Source organism: Enterobacter cloacae complex sp. ECC445 (genome assembly GCF_021892025.1).
GTDB lineage: Bacteria > Pseudomonadota > Gammaproteobacteria > Enterobacterales > Enterobacteriaceae > Enterobacter > Enterobacter chengduensis.
On record NZ_JAKLRZ010000036.1, the window covers coordinates 1 to 15,055 of the forward strand.

16 protein-coding genes are annotated in these 15,055 nt (G+C 55.1%); 7 read left to right on the forward strand and 9 right to left on the reverse strand.

All coding sequences use genetic code 11. The annotated features are described in order from the left end of the window. Nucleotides 1–157: 157 nt before the first annotated feature. From pstC to phoU, 4 genes are read left to right on the forward strand one after another with little or no spacing between them, the layout of a single operon-like run. A complete protein-coding gene (gene pstC, locus L6R44_RS21980) occupies nt 158–1,117 on the forward strand; it encodes a phosphate ABC transporter permease PstC (RefSeq protein ID WP_237425416.1) in 960 nt (319 codons plus the stop codon). Further along, nucleotides 1,117–2,007: a phosphate ABC transporter permease PstA gene (gene pstA / locus L6R44_RS21985; RefSeq protein WP_032644259.1), complete on the forward strand. Its 891-nt coding sequence runs from the start codon at nt 1,117–1,119 to the stop codon at nt 2,005–2,007. The genes pstC and pstA overlap by 1 nt, the downstream gene beginning before the upstream one ends. A gap of 47 nt (nt 2,008–2,054) precedes the next feature. Beyond that, complete coding sequence (gene pstB, locus L6R44_RS21990) at nt 2,055–2,828, forward strand: phosphate ABC transporter ATP-binding protein PstB (protein WP_008500183.1); 774 nt, start codon at nt 2,055–2,057, stop codon at nt 2,826–2,828. Nucleotides 2,829–2,842: 14 nt separating this feature from the next. Beyond that, nucleotides 2,843–3,568, forward strand: a complete 726-nt coding sequence (gene phoU / locus L6R44_RS21995; RefSeq protein ID WP_008500182.1) for a phosphate signaling complex protein PhoU — start codon at nt 2,843–2,845, stop codon at nt 3,566–3,568. An 87-nt stretch (nt 3,569–3,655) separates the two neighbouring features. Here the strand turns inward: phoU and yieH are convergent, their stop codons facing one another. Next, a complete protein-coding gene (gene yieH / locus L6R44_RS22000; RefSeq protein WP_237425417.1) occupies nt 3,656–4,321 on the reverse strand; it encodes a 6-phosphogluconate phosphatase in 666 nt (221 codons plus the stop codon). Nucleotides 4,322–4,486: 165 nt separating this feature from the next. Here yieH and adeP point away from each other — a divergent pair, with 165 nt between their 5' ends. Further along, nucleotides 4,487–5,824, forward strand: a complete 1,338-nt coding sequence (gene adeP / locus L6R44_RS22005; protein WP_143349474.1) for an adenine permease AdeP — start codon at nt 4,487–4,489, stop codon at nt 5,822–5,824. A gap of 92 nt (nt 5,825–5,916) precedes the next feature. On the opposite strand, the gene L6R44_RS22010 is transcribed toward adeP, so the two are convergent. The 5 genes from L6R44_RS22010 to pgeF all read right to left on the reverse strand — a co-directional run bounded on the left by L6R44_RS22010 (nt 5,917) and on the right by pgeF (nt 10,483). Further along, nucleotides 5,917–6,483: an NADPH-dependent FMN reductase gene (locus tag L6R44_RS22010; RefSeq protein WP_023309798.1), complete on the reverse strand. Its 567-nt coding sequence runs from the start codon at nt 6,481–6,483 to the stop codon at nt 5,917–5,919. A gap of 36 nt (nt 6,484–6,519) precedes the next feature. Then, on the reverse strand, nt 6,520–7,266 hold the full coding sequence (locus tag L6R44_RS22015) for a 4'-phosphopantetheinyl transferase family protein (protein WP_032644255.1): 747 nt from the start codon (nt 7,264–7,266) through the stop codon (nt 6,520–6,522). A 122-nt stretch (nt 7,267–7,388) separates the two neighbouring features. Continuing rightward, nucleotides 7,389–8,360, reverse strand: coding sequence for an HTH-type transcriptional regulator YidZ (yidZ, locus tag L6R44_RS22020; RefSeq protein WP_237425418.1), 972 nt, complete (start codon nt 8,358–8,360; stop codon nt 7,389–7,391). Next, nucleotides 8,329–9,504: an MFS transporter gene (locus L6R44_RS22025; protein WP_237425419.1), complete on the reverse strand. Its 1,176-nt coding sequence runs from the start codon at nt 9,502–9,504 to the stop codon at nt 8,329–8,331. The genes yidZ and L6R44_RS22025 overlap by 32 nt, the downstream gene beginning before the upstream one ends. Nucleotides 9,505–9,784: 280 nt before the next feature. Further along, on the reverse strand, nt 9,785–10,483 hold the full coding sequence (pgeF, locus tag L6R44_RS22030; protein ID WP_237425420.1) for a peptidoglycan editing factor PgeF: 699 nt from the start codon (nt 10,481–10,483) through the stop codon (nt 9,785–9,787). Nucleotides 10,484–10,711: 228 nt separating this feature from the next. On the opposite strand from pgeF, the gene L6R44_RS25070 reads away from it, so the two are divergent. Together L6R44_RS25070 and L6R44_RS22040 are read left to right on the forward strand one after the other, a co-directional pair. Continuing rightward, on the forward strand, nt 10,712–10,906 hold the full coding sequence (locus L6R44_RS25070) for an ash family protein (protein WP_237425424.1): 195 nt from the start codon (nt 10,712–10,714) through the stop codon (nt 10,904–10,906). After that, entirely contained in the window at nt 10,903–11,106 is a 204-nt protein-coding gene (locus L6R44_RS22040) for a hypothetical protein (protein WP_015959185.1), read from the forward strand. Before L6R44_RS25070 ends, L6R44_RS22040 begins: the two co-directional genes overlap by 4 nt. A 218-nt stretch (nt 11,107–11,324) precedes the next feature. Here L6R44_RS22040 and L6R44_RS22045 read toward each other — a convergent pair whose 3' ends face one another. From L6R44_RS22045 to L6R44_RS22055, 3 genes are read right to left on the reverse strand one after another with little or no spacing between them, the layout of a single operon-like run. After that, nucleotides 11,325–12,377, reverse strand: a complete 1,053-nt coding sequence (locus L6R44_RS22045) for a helicase RepA family protein (RefSeq protein WP_237425421.1) — start codon at nt 12,375–12,377, stop codon at nt 11,325–11,327. A 3-nt stretch (nt 12,378–12,380) separates the two neighbouring features. After that, nucleotides 12,381–13,364, reverse strand: a complete 984-nt coding sequence (locus L6R44_RS22050; RefSeq protein ID WP_237425422.1) for a primase-helicase zinc-binding domain-containing protein — start codon at nt 13,362–13,364, stop codon at nt 12,381–12,383. Further along, nucleotides 13,361–14,236 carry an integrase domain-containing protein gene (locus tag L6R44_RS22055; protein ID WP_237425423.1) on the reverse strand — a complete coding sequence of 292 codons (876 nt, stop codon included), beginning with the start codon at nt 14,234–14,236 and terminating at the stop codon, nt 13,361–13,363. The genes L6R44_RS22050 and L6R44_RS22055 overlap by 4 nt, the downstream gene beginning before the upstream one ends. Between the last annotated feature and the right edge of the window lie 819 nt (nt 14,237–15,055).

The window sequence follows — 15,055 nt, forward strand, 5'->3', positions numbered from 1 at the left end:
ACCACCCCGCGCTTATCCTGTTTTAAAAAAATTAATTTATAAAACCCGTGGGGGGGGGGGGGCCGCCCACCCCCCCCCTTTTTTTTTTTTCGGCCCCCCCCCCCCCCCCCCCCCCACCGGGCATATTCGTAAGACGTCTCATAAAGAAGAGTGATTTATGGCTGCAACCAAGCCTGCATTTAACCCTCCGGGTAAAAAAGGTGACATGATTTTCAGCGCGCTGGTCAAACTGGCTGCGCTGATTGTGCTATTGCTGCTGGGCGGCATCATCGTGTCTCTGATTTTCTCCTCATGGCCGAGCATCCAGAAATTCGGTTTCTCCTTCCTGTGGACCAAAGAGTGGGACGCGCCGAACGACGTTTACGGTGCGCTGGTGCCTATTTACGGTACGCTGGTGACCTCGTTCATCGCCCTGCTGATTGCGGTTCCGGTGAGCTTTGGTATTGCCCTGTTCCTGACGGAGCTGGCGCCAGGCTGGCTGCGACGCCCGCTGGGTATCGCCATTGAGCTGCTGGCGGCCATTCCGAGTATCGTCTACGGCATGTGGGGCCTGTTTATCTTTGCACCGCTGTTCGCCACGTACTTTCAGGAGCCGGTGGGAAATGTGCTTTCTGCCATTCCGTTTGTGGGCGCCCTGTTCTCTGGCCCGGCTTTTGGTATTGGCATACTGGCGGCTGGGGTGATCCTTGCCATCATGATTATTCCGTACATTGCGGCGGTTATGCGCGATGTCTTTGAACAAACGCCGGTGATGATGAAAGAGTCGGCCTACGGCATCGGCTGCACCACCTGGGAAGTGATCTGGCGCATTGTCCTTCCGTTCACCAAAAATGGGGTGATCGGGGGCGTGATGCTGGGCCTGGGCCGTGCGCTGGGTGAAACCATGGCGGTGACCTTTATCATCGGTAACACCTACCAGCTCGACAGCGTGTCGCTCTATATGCCGGGTAACAGCATTACCTCGGCGCTGGCAAATGAATTTGCGGAAGCGGAATCAGGGCTGCACGTCGCGGCGCTGATGGAGCTGGGCCTGATTCTGTTCGTTATCACCTTCATTGTTCTGGCGATTTCCAAACTGATGATTATGCGCCTCGCTAAAAATGAGGGAGCACGCTAATGGCCACTCTCGAAATGCAAGCTACCGCTGAACTGGCGGAATCCCGCCGCAAAATGCAGGCCAGACGCCGCATGAAAAACCGTATTGCGTTGACGCTCTCTATGGCGACGATGGCGTTCGGTCTCTTCTGGCTGGTCTGGATCCTCTTCTCGACGGTCGTTCGCGGGATTGACGGGATGTCCCTGTCACTGTTCACCGAAATGACGCCGCCGCCCAACACGGCGGGCGGTGGCCTGGCGAATGCCCTGGCGGGCAGCGGCTTGCTGATCCTCTGGGCGACGGTCTTCGGCACGCCGCTGGGCATTATGGCGGGTATCTACCTGGCGGAATACGGCCGTAAATCCGTCCTGGCGGAAGTCATTCGCTTCATTAACGACATACTGCTGTCTGCACCTTCTATCGTCGTGGGTCTGTTTGTATACACCGTGGTGGTGGCGCAAATGGAACACTTCTCCGGCTGGGCGGGCGTAATTGCGCTGGCGCTGCTGCAGGTGCCGATTGTGATTCGTACCACCGAGAATATGTTGAAACTGGTGCCGGACAGCCTGCGTGAAGCGGCTTATGCGCTGGGTACGCCGAAATGGAAGATGATCTCCGCGATTACGCTGAAGGCGTCCGTTTCCGGGATCATGACTGGTATCCTGCTGGCCGTTGCGCGTATTGCCGGTGAAACGGCGCCGCTGCTGTTTACTTCCCTCTCCAACCAGTTCTGGAGTACGGACATGATGCAGCCGATCGCCAACCTGCCGGTGACGATCTTTAAATTTGCGATGAGCCCATTCGCGGAATGGCAGCAGCTGGCCTGGGCCGGGGTGCTGATCATTACCCTTTGCGTACTGTTGCTGAACATTCTGGCGCGCGTCATTTTCGCGAAGAAGAAACACGGTTAATTTTTTACGGCGCGGCAGCTCGCGGCGCCGAATGAGGAAATGAGTCAATGAGTATGGTTGATACTGCCCCGGGTAAGATTCAGGTTCGTGATTTGAACTTCTACTACGGCAAATTCCATGCCCTGAAGAACATCAACCTGGATATCGCGAAGAACCAGGTCACGGCATTTATCGGTCCGTCAGGCTGTGGGAAATCCACGCTGCTGCGTACCTTTAACAAAATGTATTCGCTCTATCCGGAGCAGCGCGCTGAAGGTGAAATTATCCTCGACGGCGAAAACATTCTGACCCAGGCGCAGGATATCGCCCTGCTGCGCGCGAAAGTGGGGATGGTGTTCCAGAAACCCACGCCGTTCCCGATGTCCATTTATGACAACATCGCCTTTGGCGTTCGCCTGTTTGAAAAGCTCTCCCGTGCCGATATGGACGAGCGCGTGCAGTGGGCATTGACCAAGGCCGCATTATGGAACGAAACCAAAGATAAACTTCACCAGAGCGGTTACTCTCTCTCCGGTGGTCAGCAGCAGCGTCTGTGCATTGCGCGCGGTATTGCTATTCGTCCGGAAGTGTTGCTGCTGGATGAGCCGTGTTCAGCGCTGGACCCGATCTCAACCGGTCGTATTGAAGAGCTGATCACCGAACTGAAGCAGGATTACACCGTGGTTATCGTGACCCACAACATGCAGCAGGCTGCGCGTTGCTCCGATCACACGGCGTTTATGTACCTGGGCGAGTTGATTGAGTTCAGTAACACGGACGATCTGTTCACCAAGCCCGCTAAAAAGCAAACAGAAGACTATATCACCGGTCGTTACGGTTGATTCAGGAGCGCGCGATGGACAATCTCAATCTTAATAAACACATTTCAGGCCAGTTCAACGCAGAGCTGGAAAGTATTCGCACGCAGGTGATGACCATGGGCGGCATGGTTGAGCAGCAGCTTTCCGATGCGATTACGGCAATGCACAACCAGGACAGCGAGCTGGCGAAGCGCGTCATTGAAGGCGACAAAAACGTCAACATGATGGAAGTCGCGATCGACGAAGCCTGCGTGCGCATTATCGCGAAACGTCAGCCGACGGCGAGCGACCTGCGTCTGGTGATGGCGATCATCAAAACCATCGCCGAGCTGGAGCGTATTGGTGACGTTGCCGATAAAATCTGCCGCACCGCGCTGGAGAAATTCTCTCAGCAGCACCAGCCGCTGCTGGTGAGCCTGGAGTCGCTGGGCCGCCACACCGTGCAGATGCTGCACGACGTGCTGGATGCTTTTGCGCGTATGGATCTGGACGAAGCGGTACGTATCTACCGTGAAGACAAGAAGGTCGACCAGGAGTATGAAGGCATCGTGCGTCAGCTGATGACCTACATGATGGAAGACTCCCGTACCATTCCAAGCGTGCTGACTGCCCTGTTCTGCGCGCGCTCCATCGAGCGTATCGGTGACCGCTGCCAGAACATTTGCGAATACATTTTCTACTTCGTGAAGGGTCAGGACTTCCGTCACGTCGGCGGCGACGAGCTGGACAAGCTGCTGGCGGGTAAAGATCCGAAAGAGTGATTTTTGTGGCGAGTGGCGCTAGCGCTTACCCGCCCTACGCACGATCTGTAGGCCGGATAAGCGCTAGCGCCATCCGGCTTTGTTTTTTCAGCAAGTAATATTCCACCCGCGCGCCTTCCACAGCTCTGGCAACTGCGCCAGATCGGTAAAGGTGGTCACTTTAGGATGAACGATCGGCTTGTTGTGCGGATCGGCACAGAAGTAAAACACCTCCATCCCGGCATCAATGCCCGACTGCGCGCCCGCGGTCGAGTCATCCACCAGAATGCAGTTCTCCACGTTGACGTTCATCGCTTTCGCCGCATGGAACATCAGCGCCGGGTCCGGCTTCCAGCGCTGGATATCGTAGCCGCTGAACAGCTTTTCCGGAAAGTGGTGCAACATATTAAGCTTGCCGAGCGAGTGCTGCATTTTGCTGACCGGACCGTTGGAGACGACGCAGACTGGCACCGTCATGGCCTCCAGCAGCGCGTTTGCGCCCGGAATCACCTCCAGCTCCGAATCGAACAGGCGTGCAACCTCGGCGCGGTAGACGGGCTCCAGCTCCGCTTTCGCCAGATCCACGCCGTGTTCTTCGTTAATGATGTCGATGATCTCGTAGAGCTTTACGCCCTTAAAGCGCTTAAACACCTCTTCAAGTTCCAGCGTAATGCCAAATTCCTGGAACATGGTGACATACGCGCGGGAACAAATGACCTCACTGTCGACCAGCGTTCCGTCGCAGTCGAAAAATACCGCTTCAATTCCGGACATGCCTTTCCCTTTTAACCAGTTTAACGTTTACGTACGGCAGTTCACCGGCACGCAATCGTTGCCGTATAAGCAAATTCAATGAAAAAAGTATCACGTAACCGCCACTATTGTCGCATTTTGGTATAGGATAGCGACGAATTTTCCCTCCTTGTTCGGAAATTGATGATGAGTCAACAACACACTACCCAGACATCTGGTCAGGGTCTGCTTGAGCGCGTGTTTAAGCTGCGCGAGCACGGCACAACGGCACGCACCGAAGTGATCGCCGGTTTCACCACCTTCCTGACGATGGTCTATATCGTTTTTGTGAACCCTCAAATTCTGGGCGTCGCTGGCATGGATACCAGCGCCGTCTTCGTAACCACCTGTCTGATTGCGGCGCTTGGCAGCATCCTGATGGGCGTGTTCGCTAACCTGCCGGTTGCGCTGGCGCCGGCAATGGGCCTGAATGCGTTCTTCGCGTTCGTGGTGGTTCAGGCGATGGGCCTGCCGTGGCAGGTGGGCATGGGCGCCATCTTCTGGGGCGCGATTGGCCTGCTGCTGCTGACCATTTTCCGCGTGCGTTACTGGATGATTGCGAACATTCCCGTGAGCCTGCGCGTGGGCATCACCAGCGGTATTGGTCTGTTCATCGGCATGATGGGGCTGAAAAACGCCGGCGTGATCGTGGCGAACCCGGACACGCTGGTGACCATTGGCCACCTGACCTCGCATAACGTGCTGCTGGGCGTGCTGGGCTTCTTTATCATCGCGATCCTGGCCTCCCGCAATATTCACGCGGCGGTGCTGGTGTCCATCGTGGTTACCACCCTGCTGGGCTGGATGCTGGGCGACGTTCACTATAACGGCATCGTCTCCGCGCCGCCGAGCGTCTCAACCGTGATTGGTCACGTTGACCTGGCGGGTTCCCTGAACCTGGGCCTGGCGGGCGTGATTTTCTCCTTCATGCTGGTTAACCTGTTTGACTCCTCCGGCACGCTGATTGGCGTGACGGACAAAGCGGGCCTGGCGGACGAGAAAGGGAAATTCCCGCGCATGAAGCAGGCGCTGTTTGTGGATAGCATCTCTTCCGTCGCGGGCTCTTTCATCGGCACCTCGTCTGTTACCGCTTACATTGAATCCTCTTCCGGCGTGTCCGTAGGCGGCCGTACCGGCCTGACGGCGGTGGTGGTGGGTATTCTGTTCCTGCTGGTGATCTTCCTCTCTCCGCTGGCGGGTATGGTTCCTCCGTATGCAGCGGCCGGCGCGCTGATCTACGTGGGGGTGCTGATGACCTCCAGCCTGTCACGCGTGAAGTGGGATGATTTAACCGAAGCGGTGCCGGCGTTTATTACCGCCGTGATGATGCCGTTCAGCTTCTCGATTACCGAAGGTATCGCGCTGGGCTTTATCTCCTACTGCGTAATGAAGATCGGTACCGGCCGCTTCCGCGACCTCAGCCCGTGCGTGATTGTTGTTGCACTGCTGTTTGTGCTGAAGATTGTGTTTATTGACGCCAAATAAACAGCAAGCCCTTTTCTTCGAAAAGGGCTTTAGCGTTTGTTCCCTCTCCCACGGGGAGAGGGCCAGGGTGAGGGCATAAGGCAGCAACGATCTTACGCTTTAACCCGCTTAATATAATCCCCGAACGCCGTTAGCTGGCCAGAAAGATGGTCGCGCGTGCTCTGATCCACCACTTCACCCGTCTGCGGGTCGACCTTGTTCTGAATCACGCCACCCATAAACTCCGGCTTGTTCATCACCATCGCATCCAGGAACACAAGGATCTGGCGCAGATGATACTGGCAGCGCGCGCCGCCAATGGCGCCCATGGAGCTGGTCTGGATCAGCACCGGTTTGCCCGCGAGCGGCTGCTCAGGTAAACGCGACAGCCAGTCGATGGCATTCTTCAGGCCACCCGGAACCGAGTAGTTATATTCCGGCGTGACAATGACCACGCCGTCGGCCTGGCGGATCTGCTCTGCCAGCGCCTCAACGCTCTGCGGGAATCCCTCTTCCTGCTGAACGTCAGCGTCATACAGCGGAATATCGCCAATAGACGGCAGGGCGCTAATCTCCATTCCTGCTGGTGCCAGCTGCGGCAGCGTGCGGGCTACCATCCCGTTAAATGAACCTTTGCGCAGGCTTCCCAGTAACGTAACAACTTTCAACGTATCAGACATGATTACTCCTGTTTCATCATGATGACCCTGAATGGATCAGCTAAGGGTGAATGCTTTTTCTGCCGGTAAACTGGTTAAACGCATCAGGCGTGCGGCGGGCTCGTTGGCGCGCTCGGGCACATCAGGAAGGCTACGCCATCCCTGTTGGCTGTCAAATTCCCAGATTTTCATGCGTTCGATGGCGGGGGTCACCGCAATGGACCAAATGAGCACATCTTCTGCATCGCAGAGCGCTTCTACCAGCGTGGCCTGGGCGGCGCGCAGACGCCCGGAGCCCGGCAACAGCTGCAGCAGGCTGGCATCGTCTGAGGCGCATCCACAGAGCTTGCGAATGCTCTGGCGCAAGGTAATGAGCTGGGCTCTGGCTTCGACAGGATCGTTCTGGTTGCGGACCCACAGCTTCTCGTTGCTGGAGAGCGGATAGTCTTCATGGGCATTGCCCCCGTGGAAGCTGCGCGTCGCGCGCTGAAGTTCCATATCCAGCCCACAATCTCCTTCGGTGGTCAGCGCAACGCCAATGATATTGCCCGTGTAGGCAATCGAAAAACGGGGGAGATCCGGGTCGGCGAAGACCGGGCGGCCTTCGGGTTGGGTCGTGATGTCCGGCAGTTCGCTGGTGCCGTACAGCATAAACATCAGTTCCGCGAGAAGCGCCCGGGACGCTAAAAACCGCGACCTGCGGTGTTCCGGAAGCGCGAGTGCTTCACGGTGGCAGGCTGAAGAAATTCTTGCCGATACGAGACGTCCTTCCGTAAGTATCCCTCTTGCAAAGTGCGTAGCCATTTTTCGCTCCCTGATAATGGTCGTAATCGGTTAAACGGTTACATGATTATCGCTTAACTTGCCTCCTGTTTTAATCAGTAAATGGAAGTAAGAGAAGCCTTAGGACCGAACTTTACATTTTCTTAGGCAAAAATTGGACCGCTCGCACCGTACAGCGCCTTGATGGTCTCCCGCAGCCAGAGGATTTTTGGGTTATGGCTGTTCCGTTTATGCCAGATCAGCGTGAACGGCACGGTCAACTTTTCCGCCAGCTCCTCATCAATGGGAATGGGAAGCGCGATCAGCTTCCGCTGGTGGAGTTCATTGTAGTGGTGGCAGTAGTGCGGCGCGGTGGCGATATAGTGATGGCCGGGCTGCGCCGCCATAAACATCGCCTGTTCGAAGCCCGGCAGGCACATGGCGATATTACGTTCACGTCCCATCTCCTTTAGCACCTCATCCAGCGCCCAGGTGTCGCTGCGTTCCCAGAAGATGCTGATATGCGGGTAGCGCAGGAAGGTCTCCAGATTCCACTCTTGCTGAAGCGCCGGATGATCCTCGCGCAGATAGACGCAGGGGCGGTCGCTGAACAGGATTTCGTAGTCGATAAACCACGGCAGCAGCTTCAGCAGCTCGCGGGAGCGCGGATGCGTTTCTCGCCCGGTAAAGCCAAGATCCACCTCGCCACGCGTAATGGCGTCCAGCGAATCGTAATCCCAGTGGCGCATCTTCACCGTCGCCTGCGGATAGCGCTGATTCACCTGCTCCAGCAGGGTATTGAAGCGGATCAGCATCAGCGGCGTTTCGGCGGCCAGCACGAACGTCAGACCGCCAGGTGAATCATGATGGAATTTATCGAGTATCTGGTTGCCGATTTGCATCCAGTCAGCCAGATCCTGCTCAAGACTCACCGTCAGCGGCGTGGGAAGCAATCCTAACGGCGTTTTGACAAACAGCGGGTCGTCGAACCAGTCGCGCAGCTTGGCCAGCGATTTACTCACCGCCGACGGCGTCACGTTCATCCGCTTAGCCGCCTTGGTGACGCTGCGCTCCTGCAGCAAAAGCTGCAGGCACAGCAACAGGTTAAGATCGAGACTGCTGATGGGCTTCTTCATAATGCGCCGCGGGCTGGATGACCATAAGTAAGGTGATGCACAGTATGCTACAGCCAATCAGAACGCCGATCAGCATATTCAGCGCGTTAAGTCCGATGACCGCCGCCAGCCAGATCCACAGCGACGAGCCGCAGACCTGCGCTATACCCAGCACCGAGCTCGCCACGCCTGCCCGCAGCGAGAACGGGCCGAGCGCCTGACTCATCGCCACGCCAAAGCCAACCGAGAACCCGGCACAAATGAGCGTAATACCCACCAGCATCACCGCGTGTGAGGTGGCCGTCGCCAGGATTACGCCTGCTGCGAGGAACAGCACCTGAGAGGTCAGCATCAGCGTGCGCTGGCTAAAAACATTTAGCGCAAAGGGGGTGGAGAACGAGACGGCCATACTGACCATGGCGGTTAACGCCATCACCGTTGAATACTCGCCGCGATCGAAGCCCATGGTCTCCATCAGTAAAACCGGGGAAACGTTTACATAGGTGAGGATCACCGCCACGCTTAGCGTGGTGACGGCCAGACGACTGAGAAAAAAGCGGTTAAGCAGCTTCTCTGCCGGGTGAATTGTTGGGGTGTGACCGGTATTTTGCGAGCCCGGGTGGGTCTCTTTCAGCACGGCGATCGACAGGATAAACACCAGCGCGCCCATCGCCGCCATGGTCCAGAACAGGCTCTGCCACGGGAATTTCAACATGATCAGGTAGCCCACGACGGGAGCCAGCACCGGGATGATGCAGGTTATGCCGTTCAGCATCGACAGCACTTTGGCGCGACGCTGGGCGCTTAAGGTATCGCGCAGGATCGCAAAGGCCACCACGTAGCAGCCACCCGCCCCAATGCCCTGGATAAAGCGCCCGGTCAGGAACAGGGTGCTGTTTTGCGCCTGCGAGCAGAGAAGGGACGCCAGGGCAAAAATGATGGCGCCGGTTATCGCCACTGGCTGACGGCCCGCCTTATCCGCGATCTTCCCGGCAAACACCATCGACGACGCCATCCCCGCGAGGTAGGCGGAAAACGCGATGTGCAGCTGCGCCTCGCTGGCGCCCAGATCGCGGGCGATGTGCGGTAATCCCACCAGATACATATCAATGCCGGACGGATAAAGCAGAACTAATGCGAAACTACAAAACAGAAAACGCGCCATAGACCCCCCATAGATGCAGGCATGCAGGATAGGGGGTGAAAAGGGATTAGGCGAGTTGCCATTTGGACAATGGTGATTTCCCGGGAGGAAATCACCATTGCTTAGCGGGGATCAATGCAGAAGCTGGAAAATCGAGCTAACTCGTTAATCTATCAGCGATACGTTGCCTTGAAAATATGGTTATGGGCACATTCAAGGACACAAAAGCGGGATACTGCTTTGTTTTATGCGGTGCGCATAAAATTGTCCTCGATGTGATGTGAGGTTGATGTGCAGGGCGTTACACTCCAGATCTCTTCAAAATCCATGAGTACTGATACGTTTTTGCTTCTGGGATATGGCTACGACGTCTATAGCTTCCCAGATCTTTACCAGAGCAATATGTACATGTGTTGATGATATCAATATGTTCATCTTTAACACCCATGGATTCTAAAACTAATTTTCCACACATTGATAAGTCAAAATAAACTTTTGAACCTTCAGATAACGTACTGTGAAATAACAGGTATTCATTTTGGTTAACGATATGGCTTATAGATGTCTTCAGCAGATTGGCGTGGAAGTCGGAAGAGACTTCGTAACAGCATGATCCAATGTGAGGTCCAATGCTCACGCGAATATCTTCAGGGGTTATGTTGTTTTTCTCAAATTCCAAGATGCATTTTTGTATTATCCCGGAGGCTATTCCTTTCCATCCACCATGGGCTACGCAGATGCATTTCCCGTCAGATGAAGCCATCAATAAAGGTAAGCAGTCAGCAGTAATAACACCTAACCCTAAGTTATTTTTATCGGTAAACGCGGCATCAGCATCTGGTCTGTGTGGTAGTTTGCTTTTAAAAAACACTAGCTCATTACCATGAACCTGATTTATTTCAGCAAATGGTCCCCTGTCAAAACATGCTGATTCTTTGACGTTCAGGAATCCATGAGAAATGCCTGGAATCGAGCAAAGTAATTCAGAGCTATAAGCCATACCACCTCCTCCGATTAACGCCAGTTTACACACTATACCGCGCATGCTTATGCGGCGCGCATAAGACCACCTTGGTTATGAGGCGATAAGCATAGTTTTTGCGTACTGACTTGCGCTATAGTCCCCACGTTGCGGCAAAACCGCAACCGGAATTGGCGTTCCGAATTATCACGAGTGTCGGTAGCGATGTTTGCTGTGCTACTGGCGCGGCCTGCGCTCGCCCCTTCAATGGTGGCTCAGGCAGGGGCTTCGAAAGAAGCGCCGGGTCGTGATAACCGGTACGCCAACCCTGTCTGGGTCACCACCAGTGAGCCTGGCGTCTCCGGTGGTGGCGTTAACCTGCTTATCACGAAGCGGAGCGCTGCGTATGTGTCCTGTCCCTGTATTTCCCGTTGCACCAGCCTCCGCCGGAGGTATCTATGAAAATCACCGTAGAACAACCCTCAGCCAGAGAACTGGTCGATCGCTCGCGAGTCCTGGTGCATGTGATGCTCGAGCATCCTGATGATATCGGCCCGAATTATGCGTTGCTTCTCATCCTCGCCGATCAGCTACAACTATTAAGGGATGCTTTTGAAGAGGATGAGATCAGACGGCTTAGAGACGAGAAATTACCTCAGTAATTCTTACAGCGACCACAGCATCAGGGACAGATGTTGTGGTTGATTCCCCCACCTGTTTTTTCCTGGCTGGCTCCCCCATATTCTCTGAGGTGAATTCCATGGTCCCAGTAATGGCGCGGGTTGAAAGGGCATCCCCCATCTTTCTCTGTTAAAGCTGAATAATGTGGGGGGAGTCGAGTACCTGCCAGTGTATCCCCCACATATTCCGAGTTTCACTATCATTCCCCCGTATCCGGGAGCCGGATCTGTTCTCCATCGAGCACAATCAGTTGCTCGCGCAACAGCTTCTCCAGCCAGCGCGAAAATTTCTTCTCGACGTTAATTCCCTTTGCGCGTAGATCGTCGCGCAAGAGCGCGCGGGTACAGGGCTTATTCTGGCTGATGCGTTGGTTAATACAGCGCCATAGCGCCGTATGGTTGCGGGTGATATGAGGAACGCCGGATGGAATGCCACTACTCAGTAAGTCATCGTCTGGTTGCCGGGGCTCGTCGTTCAGTACCAGCGAGGTCACTGGTTCGCCATCGCTATCGGTATAGATAACGACTTCCTCAAGATCGTAGGCGGTGACTTCCGGCATCTCCGCATCTTTCATCTTTGTACAACTCAGGGTGATAGCGTTGCGACGTCCCTCGCGCCTGACGTTAAACTCGGCATCCAGCGCAGCCTGAAAAGCACTTGAACCGCGTGCGCCCCGTTCCTGATCCTTACCCGAGTGATGAACGATCATCATCGCTGCGCGCGTATGATACCGAATGGCGTCGCAACCCTGGATAAATGCGCCCATATCCCGCGCGGTGTTTTCATCTGAGTTACCAAAACAGCGGGCCAGCGTATCAAGGATGATCAGCCGTACCGGCATTCCGGTCATGTTCTGAATGTCCTTTGCCGCCAGAATCACCTGCTCGATGCTTCCCGGAGCGGCTGGAAATATCGGGCAGTCGACGCGAAACAGGTTATCGAGCGCCATCTCGTCATTAACGCTGAGTTCCCAGGCGCGGATCCGCCGCGATACACCGGTTCCTCCTTCTCCGGCGATAAACAGCACAGCCCCTTGATTGACTCGCCTTCCGCCCCATGACGTACCGCTGGCAATATGGCACGCCAGCGATACCGCCAGAAAGGATTTAAAAGAGCCGCCGGGGCCGTAAATACTGTACAGCGCCCCGGCGGGGATGAGTCCTTTCACCAGATAATCCTGACTGGTGTTAAACCCTTCCGAGCCCCGGCGCAGCGGAAGGGTGGTGGTGAGAGTACGGTCTGATGCTGTCATGACTTACGACCTGAGATTTGCAGGAAGCTGCTGGTTGAACACAATCCGGGAAATGGATTCACCGTAGTGACGGTAAAATTCATCCCAGTCGCTCAATGTGATGTCTGCAGGGAGAACCACACAGCCCTTCACAACCTCGGCAGCGGCGGTTGCATTCAGCAACCCGGTATTTTTCTCCTGACTGCAATCATTATCGCCAGCCAGGATAAGGTGGCATTCAGGCCACTGCGCCCGGAAAGCGATGGCCACATTTTTCAGGTTGTGTGCCGACAGGGCAGCAACGACCGGAAAATGATGAAGGCATGAGACCGCAAGCGCGGTTGCATATCCTTCGGTAATGATGATGCCTTCCGGTGGTTTGTTGTCCGGTGCCCAGGGTTCCGGTCTACCGTTGCGGCTCGCCTGATGTACCGGGCAAAAACAATCCTTCAGATGGCTACCGGGCAGAAGGTACTTTTTCCCTCCAGGATGAATGAACTGCGCACCTGTCAGCTGCGCGCCTGTATTTCGAATTGGCAATACCAGTGTGCCCGCCCCGAAATGCACGCCGCAGATTGTCCGGCTACTACGCTCAGTCAGAAGCCACTGGGCTCGTCGCCAGCCTCGCGTTGTCAGATACGGCGCTTCTCCGGATTCGCAATGACGAAGCAGTGTCTTAATACGCGATTCCATATTCAAAGCCTGTGATTTTTCCCTGGCTGGCGGAACCAGCGGTACAGGATCCATGTCCTGCACCATTCCGGCGGCCGCAACCAGTGCGCAACCGAAGAAGCGGGAAACCAGATCCAGTCCGTCACCTGCGCCGCACTGATTGCAGAACCATGTGCCGCGCCCCTCCAGATCATCCATCCTGAAGCGATCCTTACCCCCACAACAGGGACACGGACCATGCCGATGATTTGGTGGAATGAAAATGCCAAGTTGTTCAAATATTTTCGGCCAGTTATTGCGTGCCCGATCGGAGACGGCAGAAACGTAATAGCTCATGATTGCCTCCCATACACCTGCTGGATGTAGCGCCCTCGACCATCGCCATGACCAAGATCCATCGCAACCATCGCCCTGGCTTCCTTTATACTCAGCCCCAGTCGCTGGTAGTGCGCCATCGCCTCTTGCGCCCATGAATAGCGCAGACTGTGTGGTGCATAGGGGCCAGTCAGCCCTGCGCGAACTGCGCTGGCACGCCAGTAATTCATTGCGGCGCGCAGATCGGGTTTATTGAGCAAACGTCCCCCGCGTTGTGTCATCAGGGGGATAGCCTGGTTCAGGATGCTGCGTAGCCTTTCAGGTTCGAGCACCACCGTCTGACGGGAACGTGATCCTTTGGTGCCAAAAACCACCTGCAATCGGTTTTCTCCACGCTCTAACGCAGCGGCCCATGTCTTCAGAGACTGACAACACTGCACCGCTTCCTGTGAACGCAAACCCATTGCTCTGGCAAGCTCAAGCGTCAGAGCCAGCCCTTCATCCTTTTCATGAAAAGCAGACAGCGCCGACAACCAGCGTTCTGAGGTTAATGGCAGATGCGTTCCTGCCCGGCTGGCGTTACCCAGCCCGAGCGCTTTATTGCTGATGCGCTCCGATTGGGCAAATTTTTGACGTCCAGACTGAGCAAGGATGGTGCGCAGGGCGGCCATCTCGTTTTGTAGCGTGCGTGGCGTAATGCCTGCTTCCCGTCGCGCCATAACGTAGCTTTCGATATGTGACGATTTCAGATGCTGGAGATCCTGAATCTGGATATTCAGCTTGTGCAGATGCTGGCTTAAACGCCCGGCGATGCGGAGGCGATCATGGACTGTTTTAAAACTGCCGCCAGCCAGCAGGGCGAGTTTTTCCATGCGTTTTGTAAGTTTCGACATAGCTACTCTCCACTCAATTCTCCGACGCGCGGTTGGACACAGCGTGCTGTGCTGAACGATACCGGTGCGCCGGAGAATGCGCGGATGAGGTATGACGGGGTACGGTGATGCACGAATGCAGCCGCCTGCTCAGGCAGGTATATCCCCACAGGTAAAATAACCTGTCCTCCGGTATCGGTTCGGTAGTGCTGGTTTCTCCTCCTGGTAAGTGAATTTCTGACATCTGTTTGAGTGTCAGCCTGTTTGTTGCAGTGGATTTGCAGGCAGTAGCTGGGTTGAAGCTGATCTGCGCGCTGGCGTCACTTTCACTCGCTTACGCTCTTAAAAGTGACGCCGCGTTTTGCACATTCAGCAGGAAGTACGGACGCAAAGCCTTCGGCAATGCCGTCCGACTTCTCTACAGCGTTCTGTCTGTCGCTACGCTTGCAACAGGGTAGCGATAAAGGGTGTGGTCACCTGTATCGAGACAGGAGGTCAGTTTCAGACCACGCTTCGTTCCCTGGTTGACCGGGGGGGCTGACCGCCAAAGGCGCTTCTTACAGGTCGCAGTTCGTCTTAGAACAGGAAGCTTTTAGGGGTACTGCTATGAGTTGGGGATAGGGTAGATCTGGGGGAAGGGGAAAGATGCGGGAAATTGTTTTTAGAATTTAGAAATTTATAAAAGAATGGAATTATGATGTGCAAATTATTTATGACCCCAAAGGGTGGGTTTTTATTAAGCACAGAGAGGGTATCGAGCCTCTCTGTGCTAACTAAGATATTAAATAATTAATGCTCTCTCAATAAATTTCCGTTCTAACCTACTTAGTGTTTTATTTA